Below are 19,226 nucleotides of genomic sequence, written 5' to 3'. Positions count from 1 at the left end.
GACGACCACGGTGGAATCATGGTTCTCGACGACAGCATTCCGGCAGGTACACCGTTCGTAAACCTCGGCATGTACGACGTCTGCTTCGAACTGAACGTCACGCCGAACCGCCCGGATGCCCTCAGCCACCGCGGTGTCGCACGCGAACTCGCCGCCAAGTTCAACCGCCCGCTTAAAGCCCTCGCTTACAACTTCAAGGAAGATTCCGAAGACGCAAGCGCCGCTATCAGCCTCGAAGTCGTCCCGGGCTGCGGTTGCTCCCGTTACGTGGGTCGCGTCATCAAGGACGTGAAGGTTGAAAAGTCCCCGGCATGGCTTGCTAAGCTTTTGCACGCTGTCGGCATGAACAGCATCAACAACGTCGTCGACATAACGAACTTTATTTTGATGGACGTCGGTCAGCCGCTCCACAGCTTTGACATGGACCAGCTCCACGGGAACAAGATCAAGGTCCGCCGCGCCGTCAAGGGCGAAAAAATTGAAACGATCGACCACACAGCACACGAACTCATCGAAAACGACCTCGTGATTTGCGACGGTGACCGTCCGGCTTGCGTCGCTGGCGTTATGGGCGGTGTTGAATCCGAAATCGTCGATGCTACGAAGAACGTGTTCCTCGAAAGTGCATGGTTCAACCCGACCGTTATCCGCAAGCAGGCCAAGCGCCTCTGCATTTCCACGGACTCGAGCTACCGCTTCGAACGCGAAATTGACTTTGCTACGCAGGACGAATACAGCAAGTACGCTTGCGCCATGATCCAGGAAGTTGCTGGCGGTCGTATCCTTAAGGGTTCCGTCGAATACACCGGCGAAGACCACAAGAAGGAAAACAACCAAGTCACGCTCCGCGTCGCTCGCGCCGCCAAGGTCATCGGCATGGAAGTCTCCGCCGAACAGATTGAAAAGTTCCTCACGGGTATCGCTCTCGAAGTCGTGAAGAAAGACGCCGAATCTCTCACGTTCAAGATCCCGAGCTTCCGCCCGGACCTCGAACGCGAAGTCGACCTCATCGAAGAAATTGCTCGCCTCATCGGCTTTGACAACATTCCGTACAGTTTGCCGAAGTTCACGATGCAACCGAACGAACTCCCGGCTATCGAAGTCTTGAACCGCAAGATTCGCAAGACGCTTTCTGCCATGGGCCTCCATGAATGCCTGAGCCTCCGCTTCACGAGCAAGGCCCGCACCGAAGCCCTCTTTGGCCCCGAAAGTGACGACCGTCGCAGCAAGCCGGCTCTCCTCTTGAACCCGCTTTCCGAAGAACTCGGTGCTGTGCCGACGAGCCTCCTCCCGAACTTGCTCAAGGCTGTTGCCGAAAACGAAAAGAACCGTCCGGGATCTGTTCGTCTGTTCGAAGTTGCCAAGGGACAGTTCAAGCGCGCACGCAAGGACGAACGCGATACGGGCTTTGACGAATCCAATCTCGTCGCCCTTACCATCGCTGGTAACTTTGATACCGATCCGCTCAACGACAAGCCGAAGCAGATTGACTTTGCCGCCTTCAAGGGCTTTGTCCAGAGCTTCTTCAAGCGTCTCGGCCTCGTCGTGGAATTCCGCGCCGCAGCAAAGCCGGAACTCTTCCTCCACCCGGGCAAGCAGGCTGAAATCGTCTGCAACGGCACGGTTCTTGGAACGATGGGCGAACTCCACCCGAACTGCCTCAAGGCTAACGAAATCAGCTACGAGACTTACGTGATGGAAGCCGACATGGACAAGATGGAACACGAAAGCCACAAGAAGATTGTGTTCCAGGCCTTCAGCCGCCAGGTGCCTTCGACCCGCGACATTTCTATCGAAGTTGCCAAGTCGATGACTCACGAAGACGTGCTCGCCCGCATCAAGGCTCTCAACCCGAAGAACCTCGCCAAGATTACTCTCAAAAGCATCTACGAAGGTGAAAAGATTGAAGCCGGCAAGAAGAACATGGTTTACAGCCTCACCTACCAGGCTATGGACCGCACGCTCACGGACGACGAAGTCAACAAGGCTCACAACAAGCTCCGCGACAAGCTCGTCGCGAACGGCGACATCGTGCTAAGATAAGTGATTAGTAAGCAGTGGTTAGTGGTTAGGAACGCCACACACTGCAACTTGTCATCCTCGAACATTACAAAAAAAAGAGTTGGTCAAGCGGCCAACTCTTTTTGCTTTTTAAATTTCCCTACAACTACTTTATTTATCTTTATACAAATTCTAGCAAGGAGAATCCCATGAAAAAACTATTCGTCTCCATGGTCTTAGCGACTCTTCTCTGTAGCTCTCTTTCCATGGCTCAAGTCCAAAAACTTCCAGCCCCCTCCAAATCGCTCGGCAAGAACGTGATGGAAGCTCTCTGGAGCCGCAGTTCCAGCACGGAATTCAGCGACAAGATGCTCAGCGACCAAGATCTGTCAAACCTGCTTTTTGCAGCCATCGGAGTAAACCGCCCGTCAGAAGGAAAACTCACCTCGCCCACCGCCCGCAACTTTCAGGAAATCCGAGTTTTCGTTTTCACAGCCAAAGGTGTATCGGAGTATTTGAACAAAGAAAACGCTTTAAAGCAAGTAGCTAAAGGCGACCACCGCGGACTTATAGCCGATCGCCAAGACTGGGCTAAAACAGCTCCAGTCAGCCTCCTGATCGTCGCCGACGAAAAGAAATTCGGGAGTAGCGATTCCAAAGCAAAAGTGACCATGGGAATCGATGCAGGCATCGTGAGCGAGAACATCAATATTTTCTGTGCCGGTGCAGGTTTCGTCACTCGTCCACGCATGACCATGGACATCCCAGCCATCAAAAAACTCTTGAAATTGTCCGATACAGAAACACCCCTGTTGAACAATCCCGTGGGTTTCGCCAAGTAAATGAAAAAGACCACCGAGAAAATTTCGGTGGCTTTTATTTTCCCAAACAAGGGGATTATTCTAATCCCAGCTGTGCACGAACATTTTTGATAAATTCATATTCTTCGGGTGACATGTTGCTTTTGTTGTAGTCTTCGCGAGAAGCATTGGCGATGCGCGTCATGCAGTTCGTCACCTGAACTTTAAAATCGCGGGATTCGGACTGGAGAGCCTTAACGCAAGCTTTAGTGCGGTCGCTAGCCGACTTGAAGTTCGCGTAAAGGTTGTTGAATTCATCCCAACTGGCGTTCGGAGTCACTTCGTCATGAATCTTGTCAAGTTCCGCACTTTCCGCTTCTGTTGCCGAAGTCGCCCCCGGCAAAAGCTGTTCATTTTCGTGGTTATGCGAAAGGCAAGCCGTTTGCCAACTCAAAATCAAAAGCGCCATATTAGAATTCATAAAAACCTCGTTTTAACAAGAATAAAGATACGAAAAAAGTGATTAGAAAACAGTAGTCCGTAAACAGGAATTGCAAAAAGATCGTTCTTATTGCTTACACGACACCCTTCACCATGTCCCCCTGGAGGGAGTGCAACGACCGATAGGGCCCACGCATTACAAGACTTTACTGGATCCTGCTCCTTCGAACCTAAGAATTGTAAGGCAATGAATTGCCAACAATTCTATATCACTGCGTTCAGGAGGACGGTTTCTGCATGGATCCTATCGGCTAACGCCTCCAAGATGACAGCTTCAGAGGCGGAGTCGCAGTAGGCTGTGGTTAGAGGTCAGAAGAACGCAGTGGGTGTCGTATCTGTGAGGGGAACTGTGTAAGCTGGCCCCGGAACGGGGTCCGGGGTGACAGTGTGAGGGGTACAGCACTGGATCCTATCGCATTCTGTCACCCTGGAGGGAGTGCAACGACCGATAGGGCCCACGCATTACAAGACTTTACTGGATCCTTCGGCTTCGCTCAGGATGACGGCACAAGAACACCATCCTTCCTACCGCCTACTTCCTACTTGCACCCCAAAATCCTAACCACTAACCACCAACCACTAACTACTTTACTATACTTTAGTCATGGCATACATCGCAATGGCGCGTAAGTGGCGCCCGCAATCATTCAGCGATATGGTCGGTCAGGAACATATCGCAAAGACTCTTGAGAACGCCATCCAAGGCGGTCGTCTCCATCATGCATTCCTTTTTACCGGCACCCGTGGTGTGGGCAAGACTACTAGTGCCCGTATCCTCGCCCGCACGCTGAACTGCAAGGGCTCAGACCCGCTGCACCCGTGTGGCGAGTGCGACAGCTGCAAGGACATCGCCGGCGGAAACCCGATGGACATTTACGAAATCGATGCTGCGTCCAACACGAGCGTCGATAACATTCGCGATGTGATTGAACGTGTGCAGTACCCGCCCGTCATCGGCAAGTACAAGATTTTCATTATCGACGAAGTCCACATGCTCTCGACTGGCGCATTCAACGCTCTCCTCAAGACGCTCGAAGAACCGCCCGCCCACGTGATTTTCATTTTTGCGACAACCGAAGTCAACAAGGTTCCGCAGACTATTCTTAGCCGCGTCCAGCGCTTTGACTTCAAGCGCCTGACCGTTGACCAGATCCGCAGCCGACTCCGCTACATTTGCGAACAAGAAGGCATCAAGGCTACCGACGAAGCCCTCGACATCTTTGCCGAAAAGGCCGACGGTTCCATGCGTGACGGCCTCACCTACTTTGACCAGGCTTACGCCTTTACCGGGAACGAGATGACCGCGGAATCGGTCCGCTCCGTCCTCGGCATCCCGCCTGTAGAACTGTTCTTCTCGCTCATCCAGTCTATCGAGAACCACGACATCAAGGGTTGCTTCCGCATGGTGGATGATGCTGTAAAAATCGGTATCGAGTTCATCCCGCTGCTCGACGGCTTCGGCAAGTTCCTCCGCAACTTGCTCTACGCCCGCCTCGACGCCTTCACGCCGGACGCGCTCAACATCACCGAAGAACTTTACACCAAGTACAAGAGTTGCGCACAAGGTCTTACGAACGGCGACTTGCTCCGTATCAGCAAGATGCTCATTGACTTGCAGGGCACGCTCCGCTACAGCACGAACCCGCGCCTCCTCGTCGAGACGACTTTTGCCCGAATGGCGTGGCTCGACCGACTGGTCGATTTACGAAAAGCTCTTGCAGCAATAAACGATCCTAAAAGCGCCGAAAACGACGCGGTAAAAAAAAAAGTAACTGAAGTTGCCGCAATGATAGACGCCCAGGAAGAAGTCCAGGCGTCTTACGACGATCCGTTTGCTGGCTACGAACAGAGCAGCGTCCAAGCGTTCTCGCGTTACGAGATTTCTGCCGCGTGGCCGTCCATTCTTTCGAACATCGCAAATGACGGCGACTACGTGTTCTCCGCCGCCATCGCTAACACGACGCTCGAAACGGGCGACCCAGAAATGAACCCGTTCCCGATTGCGCTCACCTACGCGGGCACCACAGAAAACGCTGACAACTGGGGCTACCGCCAGATGATGGAACGCCAAGACTACGTCGAACGCGTCACACGCATCTTGGAAGATCGCCTACAGACAAAGATTGCGCTTTCCATCCGCACGCGAGCCTACACCGAAAGCGAGCTAGCCGAACAGCGCGCCGCCAAGATGAGTCCGTACGAACTCGACCTGGAAAAAGACACCGGGCTTGCGAACCTCCACAAAATGTTCGCCGCGGAACTGGTTTATTCCAGGAAAATCAAGCGAGCCGCCATGGTCGCACAGACTGACGAAGAGGAATGCGACGCGTAAATGAGTTAGCAGAACGCCGCACGATACGTCCTCCCGGCCAGAGCCTGTGCTGCCTGCACTGAGCAACGCCGAAGTGAGCATGCCGAAGCATGCCGGGATCAGTTGTAAAATTTACCAAGCCGACCCCGGCATAAAACCGGGGTGACAAAGAAAAAAAATTCTATAATTACCACGAAAATTCAAATCAAAAAACTTTTATAAAAGCGAGGATACATTCATGGACATGAGCAAGATGCTTAAGGACCTTCAGAAAATGCAGAGCAAGATGCTTAAGGCACAAAACGACCTCAAGGCACAGAGCTTTGATGCCGAAGCTGGTGGCGGAATGGTGAAGGTCGCCATGAACGGGAAAGGCGTACTCACGATGGTCAAGATCAATCCGGATGCAGTCGATAAGGACGATGTCGAAGCACTCGAAGACCTCATCATGGCTGCCATCAACGCAGCCGTCAAGAAAAAAGACGAAGCCCAGCAGGCAAGCATTTCCGACATCACCGGCGGCATGAAAATCCCTGGTTTGATGTAATTTTTGCATTTCATCCCTTAAATTTGCATTTCATCACAAACACTAAAAAGCACCCTTATGCAAATGGTGCTTTTTTTTTACATTTGGCCAGTTAATTAGATTAGGAGAATGAATGTCAAGGAAATTTATAGTCCTTTCTGCCCTAGCGTTAGGGTTGATGGTACCAGCCTCGGCAAAGACCTACACCCGAGAAGAGGCGGTTCAAACCGCCATGGAAAACTCAGCCGATATCAAATCTGCTGAAGAAGACCTCGTTAAAGCATCTTCCGCAGTAGATGGCGGTTATGGTGCAGCTTACCCACAAGTTGACTTGAACGCCGATATCAAATGGCTTTTGGGACGTGATGACGTAACGTTCGGCACCCCAATAGCTGATGCAGCCAATGACACTTCTATGGGAGCCAACAAATTCGACAAAAAAGTTGCAGCCCCCACTCTTGATGGTTTATCCAATGCAATGAAAGCCCAAGTTTACCCTTGGCAATCTTCCGTAAGCCTTACGGTTTCGCAAGTGCTCTATGCAGCAGGCCAAATCGGTACAGGTATCAACATCGCAAAAGGCTATAAGCTCCTCGCCGAAACACAACTTGCAGACAAAAAATCCAGCGTCCGCTACGATGTCGAAAAAGCCTTTAATAACTTGCTCTTCATGGATTCTTCCATAACGATTCTCGAAGAAAACATCAAGTTGACCGAAGCCAACGTAGAACTTGCAAAGCAGAGCGTTATTAGCGGCACGGGTAAAGAGCTCGATCAAATTCGTGCAGAACTCGCTCTTGAAGGTCTCAAATCCAAGTACGAAAAAACAAAAAAAGACCGCATTCTTGCAAGAAACAACCTTTTGAGCACCATGGGCCTTGATTGGGACTCCGACGTAGAATTCTCTGGAGAACTCCGCAGCCCCGATTCCAATTTGCCTTATCCAGACACGGCTATGACCAATGTTTTGCAGCGTCGTAAAGAAATCGCACTTCTCAAGACAAAAGAAGATATCGAAGCTAACAAAATCGACATTGCCGAAGCCGAATACAAGCCGACAGTAGCCCTGTATGGCGGAATCGTCTACAGCAACAATCAAAACGAATTCTACAAGTGGGACGCCCCAAAGTGGAGCAAATTGAACAAATTTGTAGGCCTTAAATTGACTATGAACCTTTTCAAAGGTTTCCAGTCCCAAGAAGGTGTTGTCCAAGCAAAGTCCACTCTCCGCTCTGCACAGATTGCACGCGAAAATGCAGAACGCGGTTTCCGCATTCAAATCGAATCTTGCGCCAATACACTCGAAGATGCACAAACTCAGCTCGGCATTCAAAAGCGTCAAGTCGACTTGGCAACCCGCAATTACGATATGACCGAAGCTGCTTACAAAATTGGCCGCGAAACACAAATCAACCTGCTTGATGCAAACGTGAAACTTCGCGAAGCAAAAGTGGACTACATGCAAGCGGTGCTCAACTGGAATGACGCCTACAACGCATTGCTCCAAGCCACAGGTGAATACTAAGATTTAAGAGGAAGACAACAATCATGAAAACGATTACAAAAACACTCATTACTATTTCTGCCCTGTCGCTCCTCCTTGCCGGATGTGGCGAAGCCAAGAAAGACGCTAAGTCCGAAAAGAAAGTTTCGACCATCGAAGAAATCCAGAAGGTTAAAGGCAAGCCCGCCCGTGTCGTAAAGGCCAACATTGTAAAACTCACTGATGTCCGCGCCTTCAGCGGCACTATTGAAGGCAGCCAACAGACAACCGCAACAGCCAAGCTCGGCGACCCGATTGCCAAGATCAACGTCAAAGTCGGCTCCAAGGTCAAGAAAGACCAGGTCCTCGCCAAATTCGTATTCACCGGCGATAACACCAGCTACCAGCAAGCTAAGGCAAACATCGAACTTTCTGAAAAGACTCTCGCCCGCACTAAGGAAGTGCAAGCCAAGGGTGGCGTTTCTCAACAGGACGTCGATCAACTCGAAACGAAGTTGAATGTAGACAAGATGAACCTCGAAACCGCACGCCGTGCAACACTCGTGCTCGCCCCGTCTTCGGGTACAGTTACCGAAGTGAAGTACAAGGTCGGTGAAGTCCCGGGTGTCGGTGGTGCCATGTTCACCATCGCAAACCTCGACAAAGTAATCCTCAAGCTGAACGTCACAAGTTCCGAAATCGGATTCTTCAAGAAGGGCGCCAAGGCAACAATCGAACTGAACGGCGAAAAGCTCCAAGGCGAAGTGAGCCTCATCCCGCTCGCCGCAAACCCGATTACGCGTTTCTTCCCGGTCGAAGTCACCTTCAAAAACAAAAATCGTAAACTCCTCCCGGGCATGTACCTCACCACAAAGATTGACGCCCGTGAAGTCACCGGCGTTACCGTCCCTGTCGAAGCCATTGTCTATAGCAACGGCGTGAACTCGGTCTGGATTGTCGATAAGGAAGGCAAGGCCAAGCGCAAAATTGTGCAACTCGGTGTGCAGACCAAGACCGACATCCAAATCAAGGATGGCCTTAACGAAGGCGACATCGTGATGGTCGAAGGCCAGAACCGCATGAACGATGGCGACAAGGTGCTGATCGTCGAATAATCGACACTGGAGTATAGTCAATGATTAAAGCCAGTATTTACAAACCAATCACCATGCTCATGGTCATCTTGACCGTGGTGGTGTTCGGTCTTTATACCTATTCTATGATGGTGGTGGACTTGATGCCGAAATTCGAAGTCCCCGTGGTTACGGCCACCATCATTTACAAGGGCGCAAACCCTGAAGAAATCGAAACCACAATTATCAAGCCGATTGAAGAACAGGTGGAACTCGTGGACGGTATCGACTACGTGCAGTCCATCTGCTTGGAAAACTACGGCATTATCGTCGCCATGTTCAACATGGGCGTGAACGTGGACGTTGCCGCAAATGACGTGCGTTCCAAGGTGGACCTCGCCTCTGCGGACTTTCCGGATGCAGTACAGGCGCCGATTATTTCGAAGGTCGATATTAACGGTGCAGCCATCATGGCAATCTCGTTCACCGGTCCTCTAAACTCTACAGAACTCCGCCAGAAAGTCGAAGACGAAATCGAACCGCTCTTCACTTCTGTTTCCGGTGTTGCTAGCGTCGATGTTTTCGGTGGTACAACCCGCCAGATAGCCATCGAAGTCGACAAGGAAAAAATGATGGACCGCGGTGTCGATATCGGCACCATGATGGGCCTTTACGGCATGTCCAACGTTAACCTCCCGATTGGTGAAGTTATCGGCAAGCACAAGAACACATCCGTGCGTACCGCAGGTAAGTTCAGGAACCTCGATGAAATGCGCAATATGGAAATTCCAACGGCAAACGGAGTGGTCAAGCTCTCCGAAATCGCCGTCGTGAAAGACACTATCGAAACGATTACATCGACTTCCCGCTTTAACGGCATCAACTCTGTCGCACTCGATATCAAGAAACGTTCCGATGCAAACGTCGTGGAAGTTTCCAGAGGCGTGCTCAAGCGTTTGGACGAAGTCAACAAGACTCTCCCGAAAGGCTTCAAACTCACGCTCATTTACGACAAGTCCGAAGCCGTGAACGAATCCATCGACAACGTTATCCAGAACATCATTATCGCCATTGTGCTTACCGCAGCCCTCTTGCTCTTGTTCCTCGGCAAGTTCTCCACGATGATTATTGCGGCCCTTACAATGCCGATTTCTGTGATTGGCGCTTTCACGCTCATGTACTTTGCAGGTTTTGGTATCAACATGATGTCCCTCATGGCTCTTTCGAGTTCCGTGGGTCTGTTGGTGACAAACTCCATCGTCGTGCTTGAAAACATCAACAGCAAGTTGAACCAAGGCCTTGACCCGAAGGAAGCCGCTTACAAGGGCACTTCCGAAATCATGATCGCCATCATGGCATCGACGCTCACCAACGTCTGCGTGTTCGTGCCTATCGCATTCATGAAATCCATCGTAGGTATCTTCTTTAGAACATTCGGTATGACCATGGTGTTTGCAACGTTCGTGTCGCTCCTCGTGACATTTACGCTCACGCCGCTTATGGCCGCCTACTTGTTCAAGGGTAAAAAGAAAGACGAAAACGGAAACATCATCGAAGAAAAGCCGGGCTTTATCGGAAGCTTGTTGGGACTTTTCCCCAAGGCTTTGAACGGGGTTCGCTTTGTCTATTTGAAGATGCTCAGTTTCTGCCTTTCTGTTCCGGGCGTGATTTTCCAGGTTGTCGCTCTTGGTGCCGCCATCTTCCTTGTGGCAGGTCTTGCCAAGAACAACTTGACGGTTGAACTAGCCCCGAGACAAGACCAGGGCATGATGAGCATCAAACTCGAAATGCCTGTGGGTACAAACATCGAGACAACCGACAGCGTGGCTCGCATTATTGAATCTCGCGTCAAGGATATTCCTGAAATTGTTCACTATAGCATGAACGTGGGTGGTTCCAACGGCTTTACGACCGTAAACCAGGCCACCATGCGTGTAAGGCTTTTGAAGGACTGGGAAAAGAAGAACGATCCTAAATGGAAGGGCAAGCATCGCAGCACCGACCAGATCGTTGATTCCATCCGTCCGTACCTCGCCAATATTCCTGATGCCTACATTTCCGTGAAATCCACCTCCGCCTCTGAAATGCAGAACAACTCCGCCGGTGACGTGGTGCTTGAAGTGAGCGGTCTCCATGCAGACTCCGTAATTAAGGCTTCTCAAATCGTCCTTGACCGCGTGCAGCAAAAGATTGACGGTATCGTGGATATCAAGACCAGCTACGAAGCCGGTAAGCCGGAAATCCGCTTGATTCCGAACCGTGCTGCTATGGCTGACTACGGTGTAACGCTTGAAACCGTCGCAAACTACAACTACATTGCAGTGAACGGTTTCGAAGCAGGACAATATACCGAAGACGGTGAAGAATACGATGTTTATGTGCGCTTGATGGAAAAGGATAGACAGAGCCATGCTGACATCGAAGACTTGCCTGTCAAGACTCCGAAGGGCTACGTAAGTGCTAGCGAACTCTTCCACATCGAAGATGGTGCTGGTCCGACACGTATTGACCGTAAGCGCAAGATGAGACGTGTTGACGTTTCGATGAACTTGCTCCCGGGCCACACGACCGGTGAAATCATGGGCAAGCTCACGGAACTTACAAACAGCATGAAGGACGAACTCCCGGAAGGCATCATGTTCAGCTTCGGTGGTAACGCCGACATGCAGAACGACATGCAGAAGGAATTCATGACGGCAATCGTGATGGCAATTCTCCTCACCTATATCTTGCTGATTGCTCTCCTCGAAAGCTTTGCCCAGCCGTTCATTATCATGACGACCATCCCGATGGGCGCTATTGGCGTGCTCCTCGCCCTTATCTTTACCGGCAAGGCGCTCTCCATGATTGCCCTCATGGCTATCGTGATGTTGATTGGTGTGGTGGTGAACAACGCAATTCTTTTGCTCGACGAAGCAAACCGCCTGTTGCGTAGTGGAAGCATGGGCCGCCGTTCGGCAGTGTTGACCGCAGCAAAGTCCAAGTTCCAGCCGATCATGCTTGCAACGCTTGCATCCGTGATTGCACAGCTTCCGCTGGCATTTGCTCTCGGTGGTAACGTGGCCGCCATGACGCAGCCGATGGGTATCGCTTCTGTGGGTGGCTTGATTGTGTCCGCAGTGCTTACCATGTTCCTTGTGCCGACATTCTTCTGGCTCCCGAACGCCCTCTTCAGCAAGGCCAAGAGTGGTGCTAGCAACATCCAGAAGAAACTGATGCGAAAGGCATAATAGCTTTCATTAGACTACTCCATAAAGTCCCCCATCCGGGGGACTTTTTTTGTGCGGTCTCATCCCCGAAGCTGTCATGCCGGACTCCGTTCCGGCATCAGTTATTCCAATTGAAATAAAACATTCAACGTTTACATACTTTGCTAACGGTAGTTTGCAGAACAACCTGCGACTCGGTCCTATCGGCAAGCGAGCTTGCCGCTGCGACTCTCGTGCTAACGGTTGTTTGCAGAACAACCTGCTTACTCGGTCATGGAAACAAGCAAGCTTGTTTCCGCGACTCTCGTGCAAACGGTTGTTTGCCAAATTTGCAATAAATTGATTTCTTTAAAATTTTCTTTGTATTTTACGAGAATGAATACAAAAAACTTGTCAAAGAAATGGTGTCAGAAAAACGGGATTGCAATTTTAGATAATGGGACCATAGCCATCCCAAACGCAAGCGACGAACTCGCCCTCGAAAAAATCCGCTTTCTCACACAACAAAGAGTTGTTCCCGAGCAGCACTCCCCTGCCGAAATCAGGCTGATGCACAGTCACGCCGAAACCTTCGATGACGAAGATTTGCTCAAGCACCTCAAACATTTAGATGCATCAAGAAATTCGTCTTGGGAATCAGAACCGATTATAAACCTCGTCGATAGTTTAATCGTAAAAGCACTCCAGAAAAAAGCGACCGATATCCACCTAGAACCGACTGCCGACTCGCTCCGCGTGCGACTACGTATCGATGGACTTTTGACGGAATACCGCACGTTTCCGCAATGGCTTGCCGAGCCCGTGCTGATACGCCTCAAAGTCATGGCGAACGTCGATATCACGGAACGCCGCCTCCCCCACGACGGAAGTTTTGCTTTCGATAATTTTCAGCAAAAAATTAACGTACGACTTAGCACCATTCCCGTAAGCAACGGCGAAAAATGCGTACTGAGATTGCTCAGTGCAAGCGATTCCGCACAAACGCTTACAAGTCTCGACTTCAGCGAAAAAACGCTCCAAGCCCTCCGTCGTATTTTCAGCGCGCCGCAAGGTCTGTTCCTCGTCACAGGCCCCACCGGCAGCGGAAAGACGACAACGCTTTACGCAGGCCTCCGCGAAATCATCCAACGAAAAATCAACGTCACCACCATCGAGGATCCCGTAGAATACGAGCTTTTCGGAGCCAACCAAGTTTCTGTAAATGAAAAATGCGGATTCACATTTGCAGTCGCCTTGCGTTCCATTTTGCGTCAAGACCCAGATGTAATTCTCGTTGGCGAAATCCGCGACAGAGAAACCGCGCAAATTGCACTCCGCGCTGCACAAACCGGACACCTCGTTTTAAGCACGCTGCACACGAACAGCGCCAAAGGAGCCGCCGCCCGATTGCTAGACCTCGGCGTATCCCAAAACGTCTTAGACGAAGCATTGCTCGGCGTTTTCGCCCAACGCCTCGTGCGAAAGTTCGACAACACAGCATCTCATGATTCGACACTGCAATACAGTGGCAGAACCACAATCTGCGAATTGCTCTTGCCCAACGGCACCTACGCCGACACCACCATGCAAGAAAGCGCACAAAAACTCGTAGAATCCGGCATCACCCATCAAGAAGAAATAGATAGAGTCATGGGGAGATAGTAAGCAAAGCTGAAGGAATCTTCACTGGATCCCCTCAGCTTCGCTTCGAGGATGACGATTCCTAACCACCAACCACTAACCACTGCCTACTACCCCCAATTCACTTTTTTCCGCCGAACCATGAATTGATATCGTCGCCTTCTTTCATGGAAGAATTGAGGTTTTCTAGCCCTTCACCTAGCACAACCGTACGAATACCCGTTTGAGCGAAAACAGATTGCAAATATTCAGTACCACTGCGGCCCGCTTCATCCTTGTCCAGACAAAGTACAACGCTTTTGTTCTTAAAAAGCGGCAACCATTCCGTCTTGAAGGAGCGCACGCCCGGAATCCCTATAGCCGCAATGCTTTGCCCTAAAAACGTGAGCGTATCGACAACCCCTTCACACAAATAAACCCAACCCGGTTTTTGATCGAGAGCCGATACGTTATATGGATACGGAACCGTTCCACGCAAATTCAATTCCTTTGGCACCACAGAACTATCAATGGCCCGAGCCTGAAAATAGCACGAACGACGTTTCGTGTCTAAGTACGGGAAAAACAGCGGATGCTTGTAATACCTCAAATTCCCTTTCTCATTGAAAAGCCCCACGTACTTCAAGACTTCCAAGTCGTACATTTCCTTGAGCTTATTGTTCAAGGTCCCATAATCCGTAATCGTGCGCAAGAGCATTTTGTCCCAAGTCGGCTTGAAAATGCGACGGCGAGCCAAATACGCAGCCGCAGGCGTTCTATCGACAGGACTCAACATTTTTAGGAACGCGAGAATAATCTTCTTGCGTTCGTCTTCGCTCACAAGTTCCTTAACAGGTTCTGGAGAACTGTATTCAAGAGATGCTTCACGAACAGCCGTTTTCGCCACAAGAGCAGCAGTTTGCACCATACGGTTCGGCGTCGATGCCTTGTTCACAGGAGCCGCATTCGCAATATCATCGCAATTTTGCAAAGGTGGTTTTGCCCCTGGAACCAAGAATCCATACATTCCCTTGAGCCAGTTCAGCGCCTCCAAGAACGAACAATTCTTGACAAATTGAACAAGTGAAATCACATCGCCACGAACATCATCGCAGACCCAGCAACGGAAAGTTCCACGTTCTTCAGATATCGAAACCGACGGCGTTCTATCGCCATGCGCATGACGTGTTGGAAAAAAGCAATGGAAACGATTACGCGCCACGGGAATACCCAAATCCATAGCAACCTTCGTAATCGATAACGCAGCCTTAAATTGTTTCAGTTCCTCTTCTGTCATGGCAAAAAGAATATATATATTTTCTGCATGATAATTCAAGAAAATGTACCGATGTGCAAGCACACGTCTTTTAAAGTGGGCGGTGCCGCAAGATATTTCGTCAAAGCAGAATCCATAAACGATATCAAAGACGCGATTCAATTCACCCAAAAGCAAGCTCTCCCAAGCTTCATTCTCGGCAAGGGCACAAACTTGCTCGTCTCCGACAGCGGATTCAACGGAGTCATCATCCAGCTCGGTAAATTTTTCTCGGAAATCATGAATCTCGGCAATGGAAAAATTTGTGCAAAAGGAGCTACGCCGCTCGCCCGCCTCGCACGCTATTCCATCAACGAAAGCCTTGCAGGCATCCACAAACTTGCGGGAATTCCAGGAAGCCTCGGAGGCGCCATCTACATGAACGCTGGCGCTTATGGACAAGATATATCACAAACCTGCATTGAAGTTGAAACGATTGATGCGGCAGGGAACTTGCACACGAGAACCGCAAGCGAATGCAATTTTGGCTACCGCCACAGCGTTTTTCAAGAACTCGCCACCTCCCGCGAAAATGCAGAAACAATCATCTCCGCCACATTCCAACTTACCCCAGCAGGGGGCTTTGGCAAAACAGCCAACGATCTCGAAAACGAAATGCAGGAATGCATGACAAAGCGCCGCAACAGCCAGCCACTCTCCATGCCAAACGCCGGCAGCACATTCAAGCGTCTTGATGCAGGCGCCGTCGAAACGCCCACACAAATCGCTCCCGGCTACTACATCGAACAGGCAGGCTTAAAAGGATACCGCATCGGAGGAGCCGAAGTGAGCCGTGTTCACGCCAACTTTATCGTCAATGCTGGCAACGCAACCGCCGCCGACATCAAAGCGCTCAGCGAATACATCCAAAAAGCCGTTGCCGATAAATTCGGCATTCAGTTGCAACGAGAAATTATACTGGTCGGAGAGTTTTAAGGCAGCGGATCAAATTTGTTCAAAATCCACACGACTAGAACATAGACCGAACCGCCAATCAAACCGCCAGTCAAGTCTGCCACCAAATCAAGGGCGCTGCAATCGCGACCTTCCACAAAGCTTTGGTGGTATTCGTCCGTGCATCCATAAGCAAGGGCAATGAGAGCAACGATCAATACCTTGAGCCAAGGCTTAGAGGACCATTGCTTACGAGTCCACCACATGCAGAAACATCCTGCCAAAGTCGCATATTCGCAAGTATGCGCAAGCTTGTCCCACACATGCGGAAAATCTTCTAGTTGCACAGAAGTCATCGAAGAAATTTTGAAGATAATCGCCATACAGAGGATGGCTGGAACTTTTCTGAAAAACGGGTACTTGTCAAAGAGCGATTCAAACATGCGCCCAAATTTAGCTTTTGAAAAAGCTATTCGTTCTTGAGCAAGTGCTTTGAAACCACATTTTTGTACTCTTCTTCCGCAGTCATGTCATTGATACGGTTGCTCTTTTTGCCATCTTCGTAATTTTCAAAATAACAGTAAGTTTCGTAAACTTTCTTCGCTTTGATGGACTTGCCTTTGACCAGCGTCACTTCGACTTCAAAATGAGCAATTCTGTTCTGCTTGAGACGGATCGGGAACTTGAATGAGTTTGTCGTTATTTCATCCGCTTTTATAGTTTTGACAACAGCCCCTTTGCGCTTAATAATAATTTTCTTAATTTGCTTAACATCGCCCCCAGTCAAGCCAACCACGCTAAAGCGAAGCGTTGCCGGGATATCGCGTTCTTCGGGCAATACATGGATGCGTTCGCGCCCCAGCCCTTCAATAATGACCGTAGGCTTGAGTTTATGCAACTGTTGCACAGAATCTTTCAAGGCTTGCGATTTGCGTTCGTTCGCCTTTGTCAAAATTTCAGCCATTTTCGCCGATACAAAATTCGTATTCCACGTATGGCAAGTATATTCCACATCTCCATTGCCACAAGTAACAATAAAACGTTTCGGACCAAACGCCGTGGAATCATCCCACTCAAACGTACGCCTGTAAATTCCACTTTCTGGAATCGTATCGCGGATACCCAATACCGAGACATAACTCCCCGGAACAAACAACGCCTCTAGCGTAACACTAGGCTTTCCGATGTATTCAACCAAAATCTTCGGTTTGAACTGCTGGCGATTCTTCTTAACAAAACCGTCCGATTTTTTCTTGTAGGCTTCATCAAATTTCTTTATCAAAGTTGCTATTTTGTCCAAATTCAATTTGGAAACCTGCATGTCTTGCGACACGGCAGCTTTAGACACCATTGTTTCAATAGCCCGTGCCAGAATCAAAGATCCGGACCCGGCAAGCGGCAAAACCTTTACGCCATTATCGTTGGCAAGCAAAGTTTCTCCACTCTTGATCACCAAAGCAGAATCCTTCAGCGACACCTCAAGTTTCCCTTCCTTGAGAGAATATACTTCCAGCCCATCGACATTTTCGGTAAAGCCGGCAGAACTGCGTGCTATAGAAACGACATTCTCCGTTCGAAATTCAAATTCGTCCCTGACCGCCTGCTTCTGAATATCAAAAAACAATCTTCCATAATGGAGAGAAATCGTAAATGTTTGCTTCAACGATTCAAGCTTTTTCGCATCCAGTTCGACCTCGGACTTCCCGTCAATCCGAATAGCAGACCCCTCGGACGACGATATAACAACCGACGCACCCGCCTCTGTCAAAAGCAAATTTCCCTCAAAAACTTTTTGACCGACACTTAAACTGCGAGGCATGCCGTTCAAATACCTTAACCTCGCCCCACCACGAACATCCTTGACATACCCATTAAAAATTTGCGTTGCCACAACATTTTGAGTTGAGCCTTTATTCTTTTTATGGGTTTGCTTCGACTTTTCATCGCAAGCGGTAAACAACAAAGACACAACAATAAGGAGGACAACTCCACACAGTCCGTTCAAATTAATCCTCGTATGAAGATTGCCGCACATGCATTTCAATCTAGTAATTATAATTTCAAATAAGAAATTTACAATCACTTTATCCCCTCTATAAACCACCAAAATTGAGTTTTTTCTTACGTTTCCACAATAACTAAATATACAATAAAAGAAATATAATAAAATTTTTCTAATTTTTTCGCCATGAAAGCAATAACTCTTAAAGCCGGACGTGAAAAATCCGCTCTCCGTTACCATCCGTGGATTTTTAGCGGAGCCATTGACGAAGTTATCGGCGACCCCGAACTCGGTGATGTTGTCGAAGTCTATAGCTACCATAGCGATTTTCTGGGACTTGCCGCTTACTCGCCCAAATCGCAAATCCGTGGCCGATTCTGGACGTTTGGAAGCGAAGGAAAAAACATAAAGATTGACCGCGACTTCTTTAGCGACATTCTCGACCGCGCCATCGCCGCCCGCAAGAGCCGTGGTTTCGACATCGAAGACAAGAATAGCGCATTCCGCCTGATTAACGCGGAAAACGACGGAATTCCCGGTTGCATCATCGACAAGTACGCGGACATCTACTCCGTAGAAATTCTCGCTGCAGGGGCAGAAGTCAACCGCAAGGACATCTACGAACTCTTGGCCGAAAAGACGCATTGCCGAGGCATTTACGAACGCTGCGATTCCGAAGTCCGCAAAAAAGAGGGTCTCCCGCTGCGCACTGGGACCGTCTTTGGCGAAGTTCCCGACGAACCGGTCATCATCGACGAAAACGGCATACTGTTCCCCATCGACGTGAGGAACGGCCACAAGACGGGCTACTACCTCGACCAGCGCGATGCACGCCGTCGCGTAGGCGAACTCTCCAAGGGCAAAAAAGTGCTCAACTGCTTCTGCTACACCGGCGGATTCGGTCTTTACGCCCTCCGTGGCGGTTGCGAAAAGGTTTATCAAGTCGATGTTTCCAAGGACGCTCTCAAGCTCGCCAAGGAAGGCATCATGCGGAACAAACTAAGCACAGCACACGCAACGCATGTCGAAGCCGACGTATTCCAATACCTGCGCAAGTGCCGCGACAAAGCGGAAACGTTCGACTTTATCGTGCTCGACCCGCCAAAGTTCGTCGAAAGCAAGGACAACTTGCAGAAAGGCGCCCGCGGTTACAAGGACATCAACCTGCTTGCCATGAAGCTCCTTGCCGAAGGCGGCATGCTCGCGACTTTCAGCTGTTCCGGCCTTATGGAAATGGACCTGTTCCAAAAAATCATCGCCGATGCCGCAGCCGACGCCCACCGCCGCGTTCAAATCATCGAACGCTTTGGACAGCCCGCCGACCACCCCGTGAACACCGCCTTCCCCGAAGGCCAATACCTCAAAGGCCTGCTCGTGCAGGTGGTGTGAGAGACTAGTGGTTGGTGGTTAGTGGTTAGTGATTAGTAAACAGTAGGCGGTAGGCAGTAGGAAGTTGGAAGGATGGTGTCATCCTGAGGACCGCCGGGACGAAGGATCCAGTGAAGGTATGAG

The 19,226-nt window shown here is 50.0% G+C and carries 14 protein-coding genes; 10 read left to right on the top strand and 4 right to left on the bottom strand.

Going from position 1 to position 19,226, the window contains the following annotated elements; translation table 11 throughout:
- Together pheT and IKG78_RS14420 are read left to right on the top strand one after the other, a co-directional pair.
- On the top strand, positions 1-2,043 hold a 2,043-nt coding region (gene pheT / locus IKG78_RS14425), incomplete at its 5' end, for a phenylalanine--tRNA ligase subunit beta (protein WP_290944729.1).
- A gap of 167 nt (positions 2,044-2,210) precedes the next feature.
- Positions 2,211-2,843, top strand: coding sequence for a nitroreductase family protein (locus tag IKG78_RS14420; RefSeq protein ID WP_290944727.1), 633 nt, complete (start codon positions 2,211-2,213; stop codon positions 2,841-2,843).
- Positions 2,844-2,898: 55 nt separating this feature from the next.
- Here IKG78_RS14420 and IKG78_RS14415 read toward each other — a convergent pair whose 3' ends face one another.
- The gene (locus tag IKG78_RS14415) at positions 2,899-3,282 is read right to left on the bottom strand and encodes a hypothetical protein (RefSeq protein ID WP_290944725.1); all 384 of its coding nucleotides are present in this window, start codon (positions 3,280-3,282) and stop codon (positions 2,899-2,901) included.
- A 624-nt stretch (positions 3,283-3,906) separates the two neighbouring features.
- Between IKG78_RS14415 and dnaX the strand changes: the two genes are divergently transcribed.
- The 6 genes from dnaX to IKG78_RS14385 all read left to right on the top strand — a co-directional run bounded on the left by dnaX (position 3,907) and on the right by IKG78_RS14385 (position 13,545).
- Entirely contained in the window at positions 3,907-5,634 is a 1,728-nt protein-coding gene (dnaX, locus tag IKG78_RS14410; protein WP_290944723.1) for a DNA polymerase III subunit gamma/tau, read from the top strand.
- Positions 5,635-5,857: 223 nt separating this feature from the next.
- Entirely contained in the window at positions 5,858-6,160 is a 303-nt protein-coding gene (locus IKG78_RS14405; protein ID WP_290944721.1) for a YbaB/EbfC family nucleoid-associated protein, read from the top strand.
- Positions 6,161-6,272: 112 nt separating this feature from the next.
- Positions 6,273-7,664 (top strand): TolC family protein, encoded by a 1,392-nt coding sequence (locus IKG78_RS14400; RefSeq protein WP_290944719.1) that lies wholly within the window; start codon positions 6,273-6,275, stop codon positions 7,662-7,664.
- Positions 7,665-7,687: 23 nt separating this feature from the next.
- The gene (locus IKG78_RS14395) at positions 7,688-8,737 is read left to right on the top strand and encodes an efflux RND transporter periplasmic adaptor subunit (protein ID WP_290944717.1); all 1,050 of its coding nucleotides are present in this window, start codon (positions 7,688-7,690) and stop codon (positions 8,735-8,737) included.
- Between the two features lie 20 nt (positions 8,738-8,757).
- Positions 8,758-11,925 carry an efflux RND transporter permease subunit gene (locus tag IKG78_RS14390; protein ID WP_290944715.1) on the top strand — a complete coding sequence of 1,056 codons (3,168 nt, stop codon included), beginning with the start codon at positions 8,758-8,760 and terminating at the stop codon, positions 11,923-11,925.
- Between the two features lie 354 nt (positions 11,926-12,279).
- The gene (locus IKG78_RS14385; protein ID WP_290944713.1) at positions 12,280-13,545 is read left to right on the top strand and encodes a GspE/PulE family protein; all 1,266 of its coding nucleotides are present in this window, start codon (positions 12,280-12,282) and stop codon (positions 13,543-13,545) included.
- Positions 13,546-13,645: 100 nt separating this feature from the next.
- Here IKG78_RS14385 and IKG78_RS14380 read toward each other — a convergent pair whose 3' ends face one another.
- Entirely contained in the window at positions 13,646-14,800 is a 1,155-nt protein-coding gene (locus IKG78_RS14380) for a CHC2 zinc finger domain-containing protein (protein ID WP_290944711.1), read from the bottom strand.
- A 27-nt stretch (positions 14,801-14,827) separates the two neighbouring features.
- On the opposite strand from IKG78_RS14380, the gene murB reads away from it, so the two are divergent.
- The gene (gene murB / locus IKG78_RS14375) at positions 14,828-15,754 is read left to right on the top strand and encodes a UDP-N-acetylmuramate dehydrogenase (protein WP_290944709.1); all 927 of its coding nucleotides are present in this window, start codon (positions 14,828-14,830) and stop codon (positions 15,752-15,754) included.
- Here the strand turns inward: murB and IKG78_RS14370 are convergent.
- Positions 15,751-16,155, bottom strand: coding sequence for a VanZ family protein (locus IKG78_RS14370; RefSeq protein WP_290944707.1), 405 nt, complete (start codon positions 16,153-16,155; stop codon positions 15,751-15,753). The two genes, murB and IKG78_RS14370, sit on opposite strands and share 4 nt — an antisense overlap.
- Before the next feature lie 26 nt (positions 16,156-16,181).
- Positions 16,182-17,717, bottom strand: a complete 1,536-nt coding sequence (locus tag IKG78_RS14365; RefSeq protein ID WP_290944706.1) for a FecR domain-containing protein — start codon at positions 17,715-17,717, stop codon at positions 16,182-16,184.
- Positions 17,718-17,900: 183 nt separating this feature from the next.
- Between IKG78_RS14365 and IKG78_RS14360 the strand changes: the two genes are divergently transcribed.
- Positions 17,901-19,103, top strand: a complete 1,203-nt coding sequence (locus IKG78_RS14360) for a class I SAM-dependent rRNA methyltransferase (RefSeq protein WP_290944704.1) — start codon at positions 17,901-17,903, stop codon at positions 19,101-19,103.
- Positions 19,104-19,226: the final 123 nt, after the last annotated feature.

The sequence above is a fragment of the Fibrobacter sp. genome (assembly GCF_017545445.1).
Lineage (GTDB): Bacteria > Fibrobacterota > Fibrobacteria > Fibrobacterales > Fibrobacteraceae > Fibrobacter.
Note: the sequence above shows the minus strand (reverse complement) of the source record. Positions and strands in the feature narration are given on the sequence as shown.